The sequence below is a fragment of the Caballeronia mineralivorans PML1(12) genome (assembly GCF_001028175.1).
GTDB lineage: Bacteria > Pseudomonadota > Gammaproteobacteria > Burkholderiales > Burkholderiaceae > Caballeronia > Caballeronia mineralivorans.
Window position 1 is genome coordinate 175338 of the sequence record NZ_AEJF01000143.1, and the last position, 15975, is coordinate 191312.

At 59.8% G+C, this 15975-nt stretch carries 15 protein-coding genes; 7 read left to right on the forward strand and 8 right to left on the reverse strand.

Going from position 1 to position 15975, the window contains the following annotated elements; all coding sequences use genetic code 11:
* Window positions 1-696: 696 nt before the first annotated feature.
* Window positions 697-1833, forward strand: a complete 1137-nt coding sequence (locus EOS_RS24120) for a porin (RefSeq protein WP_047849221.1) — start codon at window positions 697-699, stop codon at window positions 1831-1833.
* 119 nt (window positions 1834-1952) lie between these two features.
* On the opposite strand, the gene EOS_RS24125 is transcribed toward EOS_RS24120, so the two are convergent.
* The gene (locus tag EOS_RS24125) at window positions 1953-2258 is read right to left on the reverse strand and encodes an NIPSNAP family protein (protein WP_047849222.1); all 306 of its coding nucleotides are present in this window, start codon (window positions 2256-2258) and stop codon (window positions 1953-1955) included.
* Window positions 2259-2459: 201 nt separating this feature from the next.
* Here EOS_RS24125 and EOS_RS24130 point away from each other — a divergent pair, with 201 nt between their 5' ends.
* Window positions 2460-3905, forward strand: coding sequence for an MFS transporter (locus EOS_RS24130; protein ID WP_047849223.1), 1446 nt, complete (start codon window positions 2460-2462; stop codon window positions 3903-3905).
* A 39-nt stretch (window positions 3906-3944) separates the two neighbouring features.
* On the forward strand, window positions 3945-4385 hold the full coding sequence (locus tag EOS_RS24135) for a TIGR02594 family protein (protein WP_087881990.1): 441 nt from the start codon (window positions 3945-3947) through the stop codon (window positions 4383-4385).
* Window positions 4386-4435: 50 nt separating this feature from the next.
* Here the strand turns inward: EOS_RS24135 and EOS_RS24140 are convergent, their stop codons facing one another.
* The 3 genes from EOS_RS24140 to EOS_RS24150 all read right to left on the reverse strand — a co-directional run bounded on the left by EOS_RS24140 (window position 4436) and on the right by EOS_RS24150 (window position 6218).
* Window positions 4436-4828 carry a VOC family protein gene (locus EOS_RS24140; protein ID WP_047849225.1) on the reverse strand — a complete coding sequence of 131 codons (393 nt, stop codon included), beginning with the start codon at window positions 4826-4828 and terminating at the stop codon, window positions 4436-4438.
* A gap of 153 nt (window positions 4829-4981) precedes the next feature.
* Entirely contained in the window at window positions 4982-5629 is a 648-nt protein-coding gene (locus EOS_RS43655) for an MAPEG family protein (RefSeq protein ID WP_053064025.1), read from the reverse strand.
* Between the two features lie 151 nt (window positions 5630-5780).
* The gene (locus EOS_RS24150) at window positions 5781-6218 is read right to left on the reverse strand and encodes a MerR family transcriptional regulator (protein WP_047849226.1); all 438 of its coding nucleotides are present in this window, start codon (window positions 6216-6218) and stop codon (window positions 5781-5783) included.
* A 67-nt stretch (window positions 6219-6285) separates the two neighbouring features.
* Here EOS_RS24150 and EOS_RS24155 point away from each other — a divergent pair, with 67 nt between their 5' ends.
* Window positions 6286-7518 carry an NADH:flavin oxidoreductase/NADH oxidase family protein gene (locus EOS_RS24155; protein ID WP_047849227.1) on the forward strand — a complete coding sequence of 411 codons (1233 nt, stop codon included), beginning with the start codon at window positions 6286-6288 and terminating at the stop codon, window positions 7516-7518.
* A gap of 57 nt (window positions 7519-7575) precedes the next feature.
* Here EOS_RS24155 and EOS_RS24160 read toward each other — a convergent pair whose 3' ends face one another.
* On the reverse strand, window positions 7576-8229 hold the full coding sequence (locus tag EOS_RS24160) for a helix-turn-helix transcriptional regulator (protein ID WP_047849228.1): 654 nt from the start codon (window positions 8227-8229) through the stop codon (window positions 7576-7578).
* 91 nt (window positions 8230-8320) lie between these two features.
* On the opposite strand from EOS_RS24160, the gene EOS_RS24165 reads away from it, so the two are divergent.
* From EOS_RS24165 to EOS_RS24175, 3 genes are all read left to right on the forward strand, one after another.
* Window positions 8321-9766 (forward strand): MFS transporter, encoded by a 1446-nt coding sequence (locus tag EOS_RS24165; RefSeq protein WP_047849229.1) that lies wholly within the window; start codon window positions 8321-8323, stop codon window positions 9764-9766.
* 488 nt (window positions 9767-10254) lie between these two features.
* Complete coding sequence (locus EOS_RS24170; RefSeq protein ID WP_152693168.1) at window positions 10255-12411, forward strand: DUF6600 domain-containing protein; 2157 nt, start codon at window positions 10255-10257, stop codon at window positions 12409-12411.
* A gap of 276 nt (window positions 12412-12687) precedes the next feature.
* The gene (locus tag EOS_RS24175) at window positions 12688-13248 is read left to right on the forward strand and encodes a DUF4337 domain-containing protein (RefSeq protein WP_047849230.1); all 561 of its coding nucleotides are present in this window, start codon (window positions 12688-12690) and stop codon (window positions 13246-13248) included.
* Window positions 13249-13286: 38 nt separating this feature from the next.
* Here EOS_RS24175 and EOS_RS24180 read toward each other — a convergent pair whose 3' ends face one another.
* From EOS_RS24180 to EOS_RS24190, 3 genes are all read right to left on the reverse strand, one after another.
* Window positions 13287-13808, reverse strand: a complete 522-nt coding sequence (locus EOS_RS24180; protein WP_235442942.1) for a histidine phosphatase family protein — start codon at window positions 13806-13808, stop codon at window positions 13287-13289.
* A gap of 174 nt (window positions 13809-13982) precedes the next feature.
* The gene (locus EOS_RS24185; RefSeq protein ID WP_047849231.1) at window positions 13983-14780 is read right to left on the reverse strand and encodes a polysaccharide deacetylase family protein; all 798 of its coding nucleotides are present in this window, start codon (window positions 14778-14780) and stop codon (window positions 13983-13985) included.
* Between the two features lie 29 nt (window positions 14781-14809).
* Window positions 14810-15904 (reverse strand): glycosyltransferase family 4 protein, encoded by a 1095-nt coding sequence (locus tag EOS_RS24190; protein WP_047849232.1) that lies wholly within the window; start codon window positions 15902-15904, stop codon window positions 14810-14812.
* Between the last annotated feature and the right edge of the window lie 71 nt (window positions 15905-15975).

Here is a 15975-nt window from a genome sequence, read left to right on the forward strand (position 1 = left end):
GATGGAAACAGAGTTTCTGCTAAGAGACAGAGTGAAATGATTGGTGAGGACTTGGTGCGGTTCGCTTGGTCGGCTGAGCGACCGGTTCCGCTTCATCATCACGATCTCATACTTATGTTTCATTTTGTTTTAACCATAGCGCAATTATGGTGGTGTTAACTACGGAATAGCATGGAGTTGATCGGGTATCTCGTATTCGCATCAAGCGTATGAGACCGTCTAACTTCATCGTGAATCGATGGAACCATGACCCTTTGTCCCTTTGCATAAACGGCTGCCGTGCCGCGTTTTATGCATCCCCAAGATGTTCCAGAATATTCCCCACCATGACCGGAACGTACGTGGCGACCTGCTGATCGTGTCTCGCATCTTGTCAATCGTTGCACGGCTTAACCCGCGCACGCCTTTCCAGAGAACCGTTTACCGGGTAATAACTTGCACTCAGGCTCGCTGCCTGATGCAAACCATCGCGTTACTTTTTTTACTCGGCGCAACGCTTGGTAACGAGGCTTGTTGTCTGCTTCCAACGGCCCTGGGAAAACACTGCTGTTTAATGGTGCCCGTCTAATCGACGCACGGCGACGTCGATTAGTACGTGCAGCGATGCACGTTTATCTGACGAGACACGCGGAGTTTGTGGCCCTTGGTAATGGGCAAGCAGACCGCGTTGCTCAATCGTATTTTCGGAGAATTGAAATGAAGAAATCCCTTCTTGCTCTCGGTGTCATGGGCACCTTCGCCGGAGCGGCACACGCTCAGAACAGCGTGACCCTCTATGGCCTGATCGACGCAGGCATCACCTATACAAACAACCAAAGCGGTTCCAAGAACGTTCAGGCGACCAGCGGCCAGGTCAATGGCAGCCGATGGGGCCTGCGTGGCTCTGAAGACCTGGGCGGCGGCCTCAAGGCCATCTTCACGTTGGAGAATGGCTTTAATATCGACACTGGCAAGTTCGGCCAGAACGGCGCTGAGTTCGGCCGTCAGGCGTTCGTCGGTTTGTCGAGTAACCAGTACGGTGCGGTCACCCTCGGCCGGCAGTACGACTCGGTTGTCGACTATCTCGGCCCGCTCGCGCTGACGGGCACGCAGTTCGGCGGTACGCAGGCTGCTCACCCGTTTGACAACGACAACCTCGACAACTCCTTCCGCATCAACAACTCGGTCAAGTACCAGAGCGTCAACTATGGCGGTCTCAAGGTCGGCGGCCTGTATGGTTTCTCGAACGCCGCGGGTGGTTTCTCCGACAACCGTGCATACAGCCTTGGCACATCGTATAACTACGGTCCTTTGAATGTTGCTGCCAGCTACATGCAGCTCAACAGTGGGGGCTCGACCCTGAACACATCCGGCGCGGTGACCACCGACGCTACGTTCTTGGCGGGCCGCCAACGCACCTACGGCGCGGGCCTTAGCTATGCATTCGGCGCTGCAACCGTCGGTTTTGTGTTCTCTCAAACGCACCTGGATAACGCGACGGCCATTGGCGCATCCGCTGCAGGTTCAGCAAGTAACCTCACGCTGACGAACGGCAGCGCGCGGTTTACGAACTATGAAGTGAACGGCCGCTACAACTTCACGCCGGCATGGACGTTGTCGGGTGCTTATACGTTTACGGACGCAAAGATCGACGGCGTCAGCCCGAAATACAACCAGGTCACCCTGCAGACCGCATACGCATTGTCCAAGCGTACCGACGTTTATCTGCAAGGCGTGTATCAGCACGTGAGCGGTACGGGTGATTCTGGCCTGACCGCCGATATCAACGGTTTGACAGCGTCTTCCACCAATAGCCAGGTTGCTGCAACGATCGGTCTGCGTCACCGCTTCTAAGCGAATGAATGCGGCCTTTGATATCGTGAGCCGGAAGGCCGCGACTTAGCGCTTAAGCTTAGTGAGAGGTTCAATGAGCCGGGGAAGTTCTTCCCGGCTTTTTTATTTCCAGTCTGCGTTTAATCGAAGACGGGACGAAAGAAGCTGCGCTCGTAGCTGACGATGCATCGCGTTTCTTCGGCATATTTGAATGCTGCCTGGCATTCCGGGTCGCCCTGAGATTGTTGACGGTAGCTTTCATAAGCCGACAAACTCGGAAATGAAAACAACGCCAGCGCGACATTGTTAGCGCCTTCCGAAGGCAAGAAATAACCATGATGCTGGCCCCCGAATTTCTCGACTAGCGGGATCCACATCTTGCCGTAGGTTTCGAATTCCTTGAGTCTGGACGGTTCGATAATGTAGCGAAGGTAGCAGGTAATCATGGCGTGTTCTTCAGGGAGAGGTTTGATCGGATAATATCGCAATCGGTCGGTCGACTCGCACTAACCGCCTGGACAAGCCGCTCAGGTAAGCTATGACGTAAACGCTAGATCGATCGGCGCTGCTGTAGCGTCAATGTCAACTATTGCGCATCGCAAAGGCGGTGGCGCGGGCGCCTTAGCGCCATACAACCGGGACTCCCGATGAGCAACAGTTCGTTGCCTGCACCTTCTGCCGCTCGCTGGCTGCCTTACATAGTCGCGGGAACATTTTTCATGGAGTATCTGGACACCACCGTCATTGCGACCGCGTTGCCGCAGATGGCTCATTCGTTCGGTGTCGGCCCGAACGCGCTGAGCATTGGGATGACGGCCTACATGCTCGCGCTGGCCATCTTCATTCCGGTTAGCGGCTGGGTGGCCGACCGCGTTGGTTCGCGTACGGTGTTCTTTAGCGCGATCGTCGTCTTCGTGATTGCTTCGGTGTTGTGCGGCTTGTCGAACTCGGTCGCGGAGTTCACGGCGGCGCGTTTGCTGCAGGGTGCAGGCGGCGCGATGATGGTGCCGGTGGGGCGTCTTATCGTGGTCCGCAGTACGGAGAAAAGCCGCCTCATGCAGGCTATCTCTACTATTACCTGGCCTGCGATTGCAGCCCCGGTCGTGGGGCCACCTGTCGGCGGTTTCATCACTACATACGCGTCGTGGCGCTGGATTTTCCTGTTGAACGTGCCCTTCGGAATCTGCGCGCTGATTGCCGTCGCCATGCTTGTTCCGAACTTGCGCGGCGCTGAGCGCAAGCCACTCGATGTGATTGGCCTCGTGCTGAGCGGCGCGGCCCTGACGGCGATTCTGTACGGTGCGGAACTGGCCAGCCAACCCAACAGCAATCCATGGATTGCCGGCGGCGTAGTCCTTGCCGGCCTGGCGATCGGCTTCGCCGCGGTTCGCTACGCGGCGGGTCATCCGCATCCGTTGATCGATTTTTCGACACTGAAGATTCCGACGTATTCGGTGACGGTCCTGACCGGTTCCCTAACGCGTATTGGCATTGGCGCCGTGCCGTATTTAATGCCGCTCCTGTTCCAGATCGGTTTCGGTCTTTCCGCTTTCAAGTCAGGCCTTTTGTTACTTGCCAGTGCCCTTGGAAATCTCGGCATGAAAGCGCTGACCACGCGCATTCTGCGGCGCTTTGGCTTCAGGTACGTCTCGATAGTCGCGGTCGCGACCGCCGGAATATTCACGATCATATGCGGCCTGCTTACGCCTCTTTCGCCGCTGGCATGGGTATTGATCGTGGTTTTCGTCTATGGCGTGGCGCGGTCCATGCAATTTTCTTTGCTCGCGACGCTTGCTTACGCGGACGTGGGCGCTCCGCAGATGAGTGCCGCGAGCACGTTATGGAGTGCGGCCGCACAGATGACAATAGGGCTCGGTATTGCCTATGGCGCCGTGGCCTTGCGGGCTGCCGCGCTTATCAACGGTGAGACGGCGAGTGCAGAAGGTATGCATTTCTCGCTCGACGACTTCCAGCTCGCGTTCCTGTTCGCTGGCTTGCTGACGCTGCTGTCCGTCTGGGGTTACTTCAAGGTTGCCCGGGATGCCGGGCAGAGTGTGGGCGGCGGATCGATGCGGCAGAACGCATCGCAGTAGCGCGTTAAGCCCGACGTACAGCGGAGAATGATCTCAGGCATGACTAGCGAAATCGATGCACCCGCATGGCTGTCCTTGGCTTTCGCCGAGCGTGGCGTCCGGCCCTTCGGACCGGGCGAAAGTAATCCGCGTATTGTCGAATATAACGGCCACACCAATCTGGCCGGCTACGACGACAAGATCTCGTGGTGCTCGTCGTTCCTGAACTGGTGCCTCGCGAATACCGGCCACCGCGGCACGGGATCGGCCCTCGCACGTTCCTGGCTCGAGTGGGGACGAGCCCTCGAAGCGCCGGTGGTCGGGTGCATCGTTGTATTGTTTCGAGACGATCCTGCTGGCTGGAAGGGGCACGTCGGCTTTTATCTTCGCCATGACGCTGAAGCCATTTACCTGTTCGGCGGCAATCAGTTGGGGGAAGTCCGCGAAAATAGCTATCCGCTAACCTCGGTGCTGGGTTACCGGTGGCCTGAATCAATCTGATATTTTCTGCACGGCCAGCTTCTCAATACGTGCATGACTCTGCGTCACGCTCATGCGGGATCGTGGCAGCACACGCAGATCTTGTTTCCGTCCGGGTCGCGAAAGTACGCTCCGTAGTAATGCGGGTGATATTCGGGCCGCAAACCGGGTGGGCCATCGCACTGGCCTCCGTTTGCCAGCGCCTTTGCATGGCAGCGATCGACGATGTCACGATCGGGTGCAAGAAGGGCGACCATCTGTCCATTGCCGGGGCTGGCAGCGTTTCCATCGAACGGGGTTCCGATCAGGAACAAAGGGCGTGGCGCATCGGCTGCGACCCAGCCAGCCCAAGGCCTGTCTTTTTCGCGGAACTTCAATAGCAGCCGCAACGCTTCCATGATCGGTGAGTAGAAACGGAAGGCGCGATCAAAGTCGGTGACCCCTATAAAGACATGTGAAAACATCTGGCCGTTCCTTTGTTAAGCGGTGGGTAAGCAGTAAGTAAACGCAACGCCATCATGATGTCGCCAGTGCTGGGCGCTTGCAAGCCGTGAGATAAGCTCCACCGAGCGTGGCTTTGCCGTAGCCGCAGCCGTTATCAATCAAGCCGAACCTGTTCAAGCGCCGGCCGGCCTCGTTGCACGCACGAGAAAAGCTTCCACGCAGCCAAACACTACGAGTGGAGCGATAGCGCCGGCAGGTCCCGCAATCTCATAGCCGATCCTCGCGCAGACATAAAGGAGGACCAGCATGCTTTGCATCATGCCGGGAGCGCCAATGGCGCGATGCTGCGACCCATAGTGGTATCCAATCCAGAAAGCGAAACGCGTAGCGATCCACACCACGGTGGTCGCGGCAACCGCGCGCATCGAGTGTCCGTCGGAACAGTAGAAGGCCAGCGCGAACAGGCCGGGGACAAACAGCACAAGTTGTTCGAGCGTGTGCTGGAGATAGCGAAGGTTGATCGTCATTCGACGCGTTTCATAACCCGACAACGGGTCGATGGCGGGCGAGCGCAAGCGTTCATGCGCGACTGCTTCAATGCCCGAGAGGAAGCAGAAAAGGATCGCAATGCAGCAGCATTTGAGAGCGAACATGAGGCGGGCGAGCGTATCTTCCATGCCGCTAAGCGGCGGCAGGAAATAGTAGACGCCGAGCCACAAAGCGATAGTGACGGGAAACGCGATCGCTATCTCCGCAAACAAGGTCGATTGGTGCCGGCGAATAATATCGCCCGCGCCTGTTATTCCAAGGGCTTTCTTCATGGTTGCCTCCCCGAGGCCAGGTTGGTCCACTGAAGTTAGCATAGGGACTTTTGACGGCGCGTCAACGCGGCGGAACCCGCGGTCGAGCGCTGTTGGCGAGTTGCACAAGACGCTCAAGTTTCGAGGCTAAGCCGTTTCCCGATCTACCTATTCAGACGGCAACCCGACGCTTCAAGCCAGGCTTTCGCTGCGCCGGCTTGCGCACGCCGGCGGCCAGGTCCGCCACGTCGACGCATTGACCTTCGGCCCATGTGTTTCGAAGCGTGGAACGCAAAGCGCGAAGGTCGTCACGTTGCGATCGCAGCGTAGCCATCATCTGCTCGATTTCATCGAGGCGCGTATCCAGCCGGTCTAGCAGTTCCGCTTGCGGAAAGCCCTTGTTATTTGCAAAGACACTTCGCATGGCGTCGAGAGAGAAGCCCAGGTTTTGCGCCATTTGAATGACGAGAAGCCGTTCTAATACGACCTCCGAATAGACCCGATAACCATTGGCGCCGCGCTCGACGGGCGGCAGCAAACCGCTTTGTTCGTAGAAGCGGATAGCTGAAGGCGCCATGGCGGTTTTGGCCGCTAGTTCACCGATCTTCATTTCGCTTGACCTTCAAGTTAACTTGAAACTTAGTATAAGGACTTTCCATTGCTGGCTGCGCGTAATCATGACTTCATCCTTATTTTCTCCACTGGATCTGCCCAACGGAACCCGCGTGCCAAATCGTCTCGCCAAGGCCGCCATGGAAGAAAACATGGCTGGCCCAGGGCAGTTGCCCGGCGCTGCCCTCCAGGGGCTTTATCGGGCCTGGGGCACCGGCGGCGCAGGGCTGATCATTACGGGCAATGTCATGGTCGATGGACGTGCATTGACCGGACCCGGTGGTGTCGTGCTCGAGGCGGACACGCCGCTTGGCGAATTTATCGAATGGGCTCGTGCGGCGCGTCAGGGCGGCGCGCAGGTCTGGATGCAAATAAATCATCCTGGGCGGCAGGTTCGCGCTGCAATGCGCGGCAAGGTCTGGGCACCGTCGGCGGTTGCGCTGGATCTCGGCAAACACAGCAAACTCTTCGGTCAACCGGAATCCATGTCGGAAGCCGACATTCACGAGACGGTCGGCCGCTTCGCCGCGACGGCGCTCGCGGCAGAGCGGGCCGGTTTCACTGGCGTCGAGATTCATGCCGCACACGGCTATCTGCTGTCCCAGTTTTTATCGCCGCTCACCAACCGTCGCGACGATGCGTGGGGTGGCAGCCTCGCCAACCGTGCTCGTTTGCTGCTCGATATCGTGCGTGCGGTGCGAGCGTGCGTATCACCCGATTTTTGTGTGGCGGTGAAGCTCAACTCCGCCGATTTCCAGCGCGGAGGTTTCTCGGCGGAGGACGCGCGGCAAGTGATCCTGTGGTTGAACGAACTGCCCGTCGATCTTGTCGAGTTATCCGGCGGCAGCTACGAAAGCCCGGCGATGCAGGGCGAGGCCGCCGACGGCAGGACGCTGGCCCGCGAAGCCTATTTTCTCGAGTTCGCCAAAGAACTCGCGACTGTCGCCCGGATGCCGGTCATGACCACGGGCGGCATTCGCCGCCGGGCAGTGGCGGAACAGGTGGTGGCGAGCGGGGTTGCGATGGTGGGCATTGCAACAGCTTTTGCGCACGTTCCCGATTTGCCTAAGCGCTGGCTTTCGGACGACGAATCAACGGTACAGGACCCGCAGGTGACATGGAAGGACCGGGCCTTGGCCGCGCTTGCCCGCATGGCAGTGATAAAACGCCGCTTACGCGCGCTCGGCGCAGGACACGCAGCGTACCGGCAATACTCGCCGGTCCTGAGTCTGGTCATCGACCAATTGCGTATGCAGAGGCTGACGCGGCGGTATAGACGCTGGCAGCAGCGTGGCTGAACTGGCAACGTCGACTCTTTGCGCCGCTTTCAACAAGCTCCACTACTCCCCGATAGATCAGTGATCCTGAGCATATCGATTTGGGACGACGCGATAGACACATCGCTGGGCGCCGGCGAGAAGGTGCTGCTCGCGCGTTGCCGTGGCGTCTTCTCCGATCACCTCTTGAAACAACCGCAATTCCGAGCGGCAAAACCCCTGGCAGGTGCGCGCGGCGGCGCAGATCGGGCAGTGGTCTTCAATCAGCAGCCAGTCGTGGCCGTCGCGTTCCACCCGCGCCATGTAACCCTCGTCGGTGCGTAGCGCAGCGAGCCGTTTCAGTCGCTCCGGCAAGGTCCTGCCCGCGCGGGCCGCGGCATAGAACGCCCGCGAATCTGCCTCGCGCTGCGCGATCAGACGATCCATCCCGTCCTCACCGAATAGTTGCCGGATCGACCCGATCAACTGCACGGTCAGTTGCGCATGCGTGTCTGGAAATCTGCGGTTGCCCGCCTCCGTCAGCCCCCAGTTCTGGCGAGGCCTCCCAACGCCGGCTATGGCCTCCTGCTGGCCTTCGATCAACCCCGATGCCGCCAACTTCTGCACCTGCTGGCGAGCGGCCTCAGGAGTCATGTCGAAGGCTTGCGCAAGGGTCGCGGTAGAGGCTGGCCCCTTCGTCTTGATGAAAAACAGGATGCGATCCGCGGTCGACGATAGACTCGAATTATCCAAGTTAATCCTTGTGTAAGTTGACGCATCAACCTAATATGCAAGTCATTGTTTTGATATTAGGCCTTAGCGGCCTTACTGTCGAGGAAAGCCAATGCCTGCCGCCGATACTACCCACGCCTCCGATCAACTGTCCGCGGGTCAGCCGGGCACCGCCGCCTGGAGCGACTTGCTGCGGGGCAAGAACGGCTTCCTTGCGTTAGCTCTGACTGGTGGCGTGGCGCTTTACGCGGTCAACGTACATATTGTCTCGACCGTGTTGCCGTCGGTGGTGCGGGACATCGGCGGACTCGATTTCTACGCCTGGAATACAACGTTGTTCGAGGTGGCTTCCATCGTCGGTGCAGCTTTGTCCGTGCGGGTGCTGGCCGCGTTCGGGCCACGCGGCGCCTATCTCGCGGCGCTCGTTGTATTCGCACTGGGTTCGGCCGCTTGCGCGTCCGCTACGTCCATGCCCTGGATGCTGGCCGGGCGCAGCGTGCAGGGTCTGGGTGGCGGAACCCTGGGCGCCTTGAGTTATGCGTTGATCCGGCTCGTGTTCGCACCGGCGCTGTGGCCGCGCGCGGTGGCGCTGATATCGGGAATGTGGGGCGTAGCCACGCTTTGCGGACCGGCTGTGGGTGGCCTGTTCGCCGAGGCGGGGCATCGGCGCTGGGCCTTCTGGACGCTATTGCCGCTGTCCGTCCTGCAGGCGCTGCTGGTAACGGCGCAGTTGAAGCCGCATTCCAGGGCACCGTCTGCAGACAGCGCGGCTAGCGTTCCGGGTCTGCAGATCGCATTGCTTGCAAGCTCGGTTCTGGCCGTGGCGGCAGGCAGCTTATCAACAGAGCTGGTCTGGCAAGCAGCCGGCGTTGCAGCAGGCCTGGTGCTGGGAGCCGCGGCTGTTGCGTGGGACCGGCGGGCGGCGGTGCGGTTATTACCCCATGACGCAACGGCACTCGGCACACCGCTTGGTGCTGTCTATGCGAGCGTGGCCTTGTTGCTGGTCGGCACCACCACGGAAATCTTCGTGCCTTATTTTCTGCAGACGCTGCACGGCCATACGCCGCTGGCAGCGGGTTACCTGACGGCAGCAATGGCGGGTGGATGGAGCCTCGGTTCACTGCTTGAGGGCCGGGGCGCAGCTCGCCTGTTACGCGCCGGTCCTGCGCTGTGCATGCTCAGCCTGCTTGCGTTGTCGGTACTGATGCCGCTTGGTGCCGGGTTGCCGCCAAGCCTGCGCGTACTGTCATGCGGCCTCGCGCTGGCCGGTGTCGGCGCAGGGGTGGGCATCGGCTGGCCGCATCTGCTGACGCGCGTGTTGACATTGGCGCGGCCGGCTGAGGGCGAGATCGCTTCGGCTGCAATCACGACCGTGCAGCTCTATGGCATGGCGATAGGCGCGGCCGTCGCAGGACTGGTAGCGAATGCAGCGGGGCTTCTAAGTCCCGGCGGTGTTGCGGGTGCGCAATCTGCCGCTGCGTGGTTGTTCGCCAGCTTTGCCTTGGCGCCTGCACGGGTGGTTTTGCTGACTCGTCGAATTGCAAAGACGGGTAGTTGATGCCAGTTTGCATGCTTGAGCAGCAAGCCGATCTCGCGCGATTTCTCTGGATAGTGAAGCGCACCCATAGTCGACGCATGTTCATGACACGAAGCTGACAAACCTTTCGATTCCGCTTGGCGGTGACGATCTTAATGATGTAAAAAATATTACGCGGTCCAAGCGCTTTCGCTTTAGAGATGTAACACGGCATAAGCCTTAGCCGGAGATCGACTGATGGTTGATATGCTCCTTACAGATATTAATTAAGCGGCTCGAATGACATGCGACGTGGGGCGAGCGGTGTTAGCAATCAAACTTCTCCATGCCAGGTAAGCCCTGGCTTTCACAACTTAGCCTTCGATTCCCTGTAACAGTTGCGCCATCGTTTGAAACCGAATGTATGTAATGTGAAATGTGTCATCCACCGGTGCCAAGGCCGCGTTAGACAGGCGTGTCTCAGGTTGAAGCTTGACCTGACAAACTGAAAACTACCGGAGATTGCACCCATGAAGGTAAGCTTGCGCCGAACCCATGCAGCCGTACTTTCTGCCATTGCATTGTTAGCGGGGGTTTCAATTCCCGGATGGGCTCAATCTGTCCCGTCACCTACAGCGCAGGTTGCAACGGCTGGTGACCCCCCAGGCCGCGTCGCGCGTCTTAACTACTTCGACGGCAGCGTGACCATGGAGCCCGCTGGTGCGACCGACTGGTCTTACGCTCAACTGAACCGTCCGCTCACGACCGGCGATCAATTATGGGTAGACAGCGGCGCGCGTGGCGAACTGCATGTTGGATCGACGGCGCTGCGGCTGGGTCAGCAGACGGCGTTGAGCATGGTCAATATCGACGACCGGAATTTGCAGTTGAAGGTAACGCAAGGCACGCTCTCAACGCGTGTCCGTACGCTGCCGGCCGGGCAGACCATCGAAATAGATACACCTAACGTCGCCATGCAGGCGTCGAGCCCGGGTGAATTTCGTGTCGATGTTGCGCCCGACGGCAATTCAACCACGGTGACGTTGCGCGGAGGCACGGCCACACTTTACGGCGCCGGCGGTGCGTTGCAGATGACTGCGGGCCAGCAGATCACGTTCACTGGCGTGAATCTCCAGCAACAGGCCGGCGGACCGGCACCCGGTCCCGACGGCTTCGATCAATGGGTGGCGAATCGCGATCGTGCGGAAGATGCTTCGGCATCCGCACGATATGTGTCGCGGGAGATTCCCGGTTACGAGGATCTGGATGCGAACGGCACATGGCGCAGTGATCCGAATTACGGCGAGGTCTGGGTTCCGACCGTCGCGGTGTCCGCGCAATGGGCGCCTTATCACGAGGGCCATTGGACGTGGATTGCACCGTGGGGCTGGACCTGGATAGATGACGCTCCCTGGGGGTTCGCGCCTTTCCACTATGGTCGCTGGGCGCATCTCGACGATGCATGGGCGTGGGTGCCGGGGCCGGTGGTGGTCGCGCAGCCGGTGTATGCGCCGGCGCTGGTGGCATTCGTTGGTGGAGGGGGCGGTGGTTCGCACTGGGGTGTCGACCTGGCGATAGGCGGTGCCGTGGGCGCGGGGGTGGCGTGGTTTGCGCTGGGTCCGCATGAACCGTGGCATCCGGGATCCGGTTATAGCCCGAGCTATTACAACCGGGTCAACAACGTGAACATCACGAATGTGCACAACACGACCATCGTCAACAACATCACGAACATTCACAACACCTATATCAATCAGCGAGTGCCCGGCGCCATTACGGCCGTGCCCGCAAACACGTTCGTGCATGGCGAGCCGGTAGCACGGGCATCGCACGTCCTGACGGCGCAACAGATTGACCGGGCGCAGGTCGGGGCGGGTGCGCCCGGCATCGCGCCGGTACGCGGCAGCTTCACGGGCGGAATGCGACCCGCCGATATCGGTGCGCCCGCGCTGGCCGCACAACGGCAAGTCGTGGCTACCCGTGCGCCGGTCGTGCCGGCTGCATACCGGGACACACTTGCACAACGCTTTGCCAGCAGCGGCGGGCGTATCGCAGGCGCCGGTGAGCCGATCGTGCGCACGACTGTACCTGCATCCTTCGTGCGCCCGTTGAACCAAGGTGCGCCTGCGTCGCCGCAAGGCTATCGTCTGGTGAACAGAACGCAAGCGCGTCCGGTTCAAGTGCAAGGCGCGCCGGCCGGGAACATTCAAGCGAACGTGCCACGCGAGGAAGCGCGCGCGCCGCAAGCTCCGCATGCTGCCGAAGCCATGCAACAGCATGCGCCTTTAGCCGCTGAAAATGGCGCGCCGCGTGCGCCTTTGGCCGCTCAAAATAGTGCGCCGCGTGCGCCGGCGGAAAACGTTGGCCACGAGCCCGCAGTACATGCCCCGCGTCTTGCCCAGAACGAACCCCAGGGTGTTCGGCAAGAGCAACAACCGCAACCGCAACAAGCGCACGCGCCGAATGCCCAGCAACAGCATGCCGCGCCGCAAGTGGCGCCGCGTGGCGACGAACATCCGGTGCAGCACGCGCACCCTGTCGCGCAGCCGGTATCGCAGCCGGTACCGCATGTAGAAAGGCCTCAGCCTGCTCGTCCGCCGGTTCAGCAGGAAGCGCATCGGGCGGAGCCGCCGCATCCACGGCCGGAGGCTCATCCGCCCGCACAGAAGGAAGAGCATCCGAAGTGAGCTTGTAACGTTCCTATGGGGTTGGCCGTCGGTCTTGCTCGTCTCGGCGAGCATGATTGACGGCTTGCAGGAGCGCGCAGGTATACCAGTGAATTCCTTAGTCGCTAAAGCCGACGGGTTTTTTGTCTTCCCGCCAAGCGCTGCGATAATCCCGGACATCCTGGTAAGAAGCGATTGCATCAAGCCATCGCTATCACCCGTCCTTGTCTTGCGGGAACCGGCACTAAACCCCACTTGCTATGCGAATAACGAGTCTTAACGGCGGAAACCTGATCTATGTCGAATGAACACGCCCCTCATGAGCATGCGGTTGAACATGCAGCGCATGCGGGCGATCCGCTCTCTCGATGGGTGGCCGTTTTTACCGCCATTCTTGCAGCGATATCGGGTCTTTTGCACTACGAGGAAGGTGTCCTGCAAACGAAGTCCTTGCTGTTCAAGAACGACGCCGTGCTGCTACAAAGCAAAACGAGTGACGAATGGAATCTTTATCAGGCGCAATCCAGCAAGGGACACCTGATGGAGCTCGCTGCCGAGTTGTCCGGTCCGGAAAAGCAGGCGTACTACCGCGACCAGATCGCCAAATACGAGCAGCGAAAGAAAGAGATCCAGGCCAAGGCTCATGATATGGAAAAGCAGGTAGAGGAAGCGAACCTGCAATCCGAGCGCAAGGAGCATCCGCAACACATGTTCGGTCAGGCGCTTGCGTTAATCAACGTGGCGATTTCGCTAGCGGCTATTACGTCGCTCACGAGCAGTCGCAAGTTGTTCGTGCTTGCGGGCTTGGCGGGCGTCGCGGGAATTGGCGTGTCGATTGCCGCGTTCCTGAATATCTGAACCGATACGCCTGGTTCACCGCTTGGCCTGGCGCTTCGCTAGGTCCCTGGGCACGTCATGGCGCGATGGTTCAGGTCCTGGTGTTCGACACTAAACGCCGCATTGATCTTGTCCGCACTTTGCGTGAGGCGCAGCACGTAAATGCTGTCGTAATCCGCACTCGCCCAATGGGGTACGCTTGCCGGGTCGCCGCCGGCGTCGCTAACGATCTGGCGGGCGAGTGCCTCAATGATCTTGTGTTCCCAGGCGACAACGACCAGGCTGCTTTTGTATTGAGGCGCCAGCAAGGTCGTACGCAGATCATCGGTTTTGGAAAAACCAATCGATGCGTTCACGGGCAGACCAAAGTAAATAGCGGTCGGCTCGATTGTCGCTAGCGGGCGAACATAGTCGTACTTCGTGCCGCTATCGTTTTTTTGCTTGGCCGGATCGGGCGCGAAGATGAAGTTGGGTTTTCCGTACTTTCCCTTAATGACTTGCGGCAAGGCAAGCGCACGATTCAGACCTTGGCAACTCAATTGACCGAGCCCGGCAGCGGGTTTTTCCCCGTGTCGAACCATGACGATTGTCTCGACAGTATCGCCAGCGGCGTATGCCGGTATCGACCCGAGCGTCGTCATGGCGAGCATTAGCGATAGACCCCTGAACCGCGGGCGGCTGCAATTTTTCATGAACGGTCCAGCCATGTGGCGTGTGAGCCGCGATTCTAGCAATTCCGGGCCCGGCATCCCCGATCACCGCTTCACTGCCAGATAAGCACGGCTCAGGGCCGGCCGGCTATGCACCCACAATCGCGATCGAAGCCACGACGGCGGCCGGTCACGCACTTCCAGCCGATAAATCGAACGTTCGCTGGCTTGCTCTTGCCCGCGAACATTCGGACCCATCTCGCACGTGTAGAAGTGCCGAAAGCCCGTTTCGCGAGCAACTCGCCGGTAGTCGTCGTCGTAGTAGCCTTGAGGCCAGCAAAGATGGTCTGAGGCCCCGCCCAAACGCGTCTCGAGTGCCGCACGTGCAGCGAGCAGGTCGCGCTTCAACGCCACACATTTCTCTTCGCGGTTGGGCGCAACTTTATCCCAGCGCACATGGCTATGCGTGTGGCTATGAAATTCGAAGGTGCCGGCGTGACGCATCGCATCAATCTCGGACCATCGCAGGATTGCGCGATCAGCTTCCCCGTTCTCGATAGCCCGTTCGCCTTCGTGATGATTCAGCAACTCAGGAAGTTCATCGCCTAAGTGCGCGTGAGCGCGTGGTGCTCCATCGCCCGGCCAGCTCGTGACCAGAAAGCACAAGGCGGTAAAACCGTGCCGCTGCAGCACCGGATGGGCATGGACCCAGTTGTCGAGATAACCGTCGTCGAAGGTCAGGACCACTGACTTCGCCGGCAACGACGCCCCGGCCAGATACGCGCTCAATTGATTGGCGCCCACCGTCCGGTAACCCGCTTGAGCGAGATAGGCCATCTGAGCCGCAAAGTGATCGGGCGAGACCGTGATCATTCCCGGCGAGGTGCTGATGTGGTGATACATCAGCACAGGAACCGTATTCGCTTGCCGTCTCACGCCTGGGGCCGCCGTTCGCAAATGCCGCGCCAGTAGAAGTCGATGGTTTCGTCGGCCATGCCGTCGACCGTGAAGCTGGCATCGGTCAGAAGGCGTCCCGCCACGCCGAGCTGCGCGCGCAGTCTCGGGTTATCGATCAGGCGGCCAATGGCCGCTCGCAAGGCCGGGATGTCATGCGGCGGCACGAGCAGGCCGTTCACGTTGTGCGTGATCAGTTCAGGCACGCCGTCGACGTCCGTGCCGATGACCGGCAAGCCTGCCGCCATCGCTTCAATATAGGACTGACCCAGTGCTTCCTGATGCGTCGGCAGCACGAAGAAATCGCAGCCCCGCAGCACGTTCGGGATGTCCGTGCGAAAGCCCAGCAGATGGATACGATCGCCAAGCCCGAATCCGTCGACGATGTTCTTGATCTTGTCGAACCATGGCCCGTCGCCGGCCATCACAACATGCAGGTTCGGACGTTCCGCGAGCATGGGCCGGACTGCGTCGATCAGATCCTCATGACCCTTCTTATCGCGCACGATGGCCACCATGCCCGCGATGATCGCGTCGGCACCGAGCCCGAGTTCCATACGCAACGTGGAATGCGAAAGGGCTTCGGGTTTGACGATACCGTCGTAGATCGTTTCGACGCGGCTCTTCGATACTCCCGCTGAAATCAGGTATTCCCGCACGTGGCGACTCACCGCAATGACGCGATGCGGAATCCACGTATAGGTGGCAAGCGAGCTGATAGGCAAGGCGAGGTGCCGCGTGCGGACCACCAGCGGCGTGCGGGCGAGCCGGCCGGCGGTTCCCGCAACGATGCTGTCGTGGCCGCTATGTGTGTTGAGCACGTCGAATTTTCGGCGCGAAAGCAATGCCTTGACGGCCAGCATGGACAAGACGTCTGCGCCGCCTTTCATCCGCGCGTGGTGGACGGTGAAACCCTCCTCCTGGGCGCGCACGCCGAGGCGAGCGTCCTCAGGGCAGACGACTTCCACGGCATGGCCACGGGCGCGCAATACGATCATCTCCTTGAGCGTCCTGTGTTCCTGCCCGCCCCAGCCTCTAGAGGACTCGCTATGCAGTATTCGTAGTGCTTTCATCTGTTTCACGACCTTCCGGCGGTCCGTAAACGTTCTGTAGTGGTCGTAATATATAGTAATAATCCGCGTAA

Coding starts and splice junctions, on each gene's coding strand:
- EOS_RS24165 (WP_047849229.1), top strand. CDS start 8,321: ATGCCTGCCGCCGATACTACCCACGCCTCCGATCAACTGTCCGCGGGT.
- EOS_RS24130 (WP_047849223.1), top strand. CDS start 2,460: ATGAGCAACAGTTCGTTGCCTGCACCTTCTGCCGCTCGCTGGCTGCCT.
- EOS_RS24140 (WP_047849225.1), bottom strand. CDS start 4,828: ATGTTTTCACATGTCTTTATAGGGGTCACCGACTTTGATCGCGCCTTC.
- EOS_RS24185 (WP_047849231.1), bottom strand. CDS start 14,780: ATGTATCACCACATCAGCACCTCGCCGGGAATGATCACGGTCTCGCCC.
- EOS_RS24175 (WP_047849230.1), top strand. CDS start 12,688: ATGTCGAATGAACACGCCCCTCATGAGCATGCGGTTGAACATGCAGCG.
- EOS_RS24180 (WP_235442942.1), bottom strand. CDS start 13,808: ATGGTTCGACACGGGGAAAAACCCGCTGCCGGGCTCGGTCAATTGAGT.
- EOS_RS24125 (WP_047849222.1), bottom strand. CDS start 2,258: ATGATTACCTGCTACCTTCGCTACATTATCGAACCGTCCAGACTCAAG.
- EOS_RS24155 (WP_047849227.1), top strand. CDS start 6,286: ATGACTTCATCCTTATTTTCTCCACTGGATCTGCCCAACGGAACCCGC.
- EOS_RS24190 (WP_047849232.1), bottom strand. CDS start 15,904: ATGAAAGCACTACGAATACTGCATAGCGAGTCCTCTAGAGGCTGGGGC.
- EOS_RS24170 (WP_152693168.1), top strand. CDS start 10,255: ATGAAGGTAAGCTTGCGCCGAACCCATGCAGCCGTACTTTCTGCCATT.
- EOS_RS43655 (WP_053064025.1), bottom strand. CDS start 5,629: ATGAAGAAAGCCCTTGGAATAACAGGCGCGGGCGATATTATTCGCCGG.
- EOS_RS24135 (WP_087881990.1), top strand. CDS start 3,945: ATGACTAGCGAAATCGATGCACCCGCATGGCTGTCCTTGGCTTTCGCC.
- EOS_RS24150 (WP_047849226.1), bottom strand. CDS start 6,218: ATGAAGATCGGTGAACTAGCGGCCAAAACCGCCATGGCGCCTTCAGCT.
- EOS_RS24120 (WP_047849221.1), top strand. CDS start 697: ATGAAGAAATCCCTTCTTGCTCTCGGTGTCATGGGCACCTTCGCCGGA.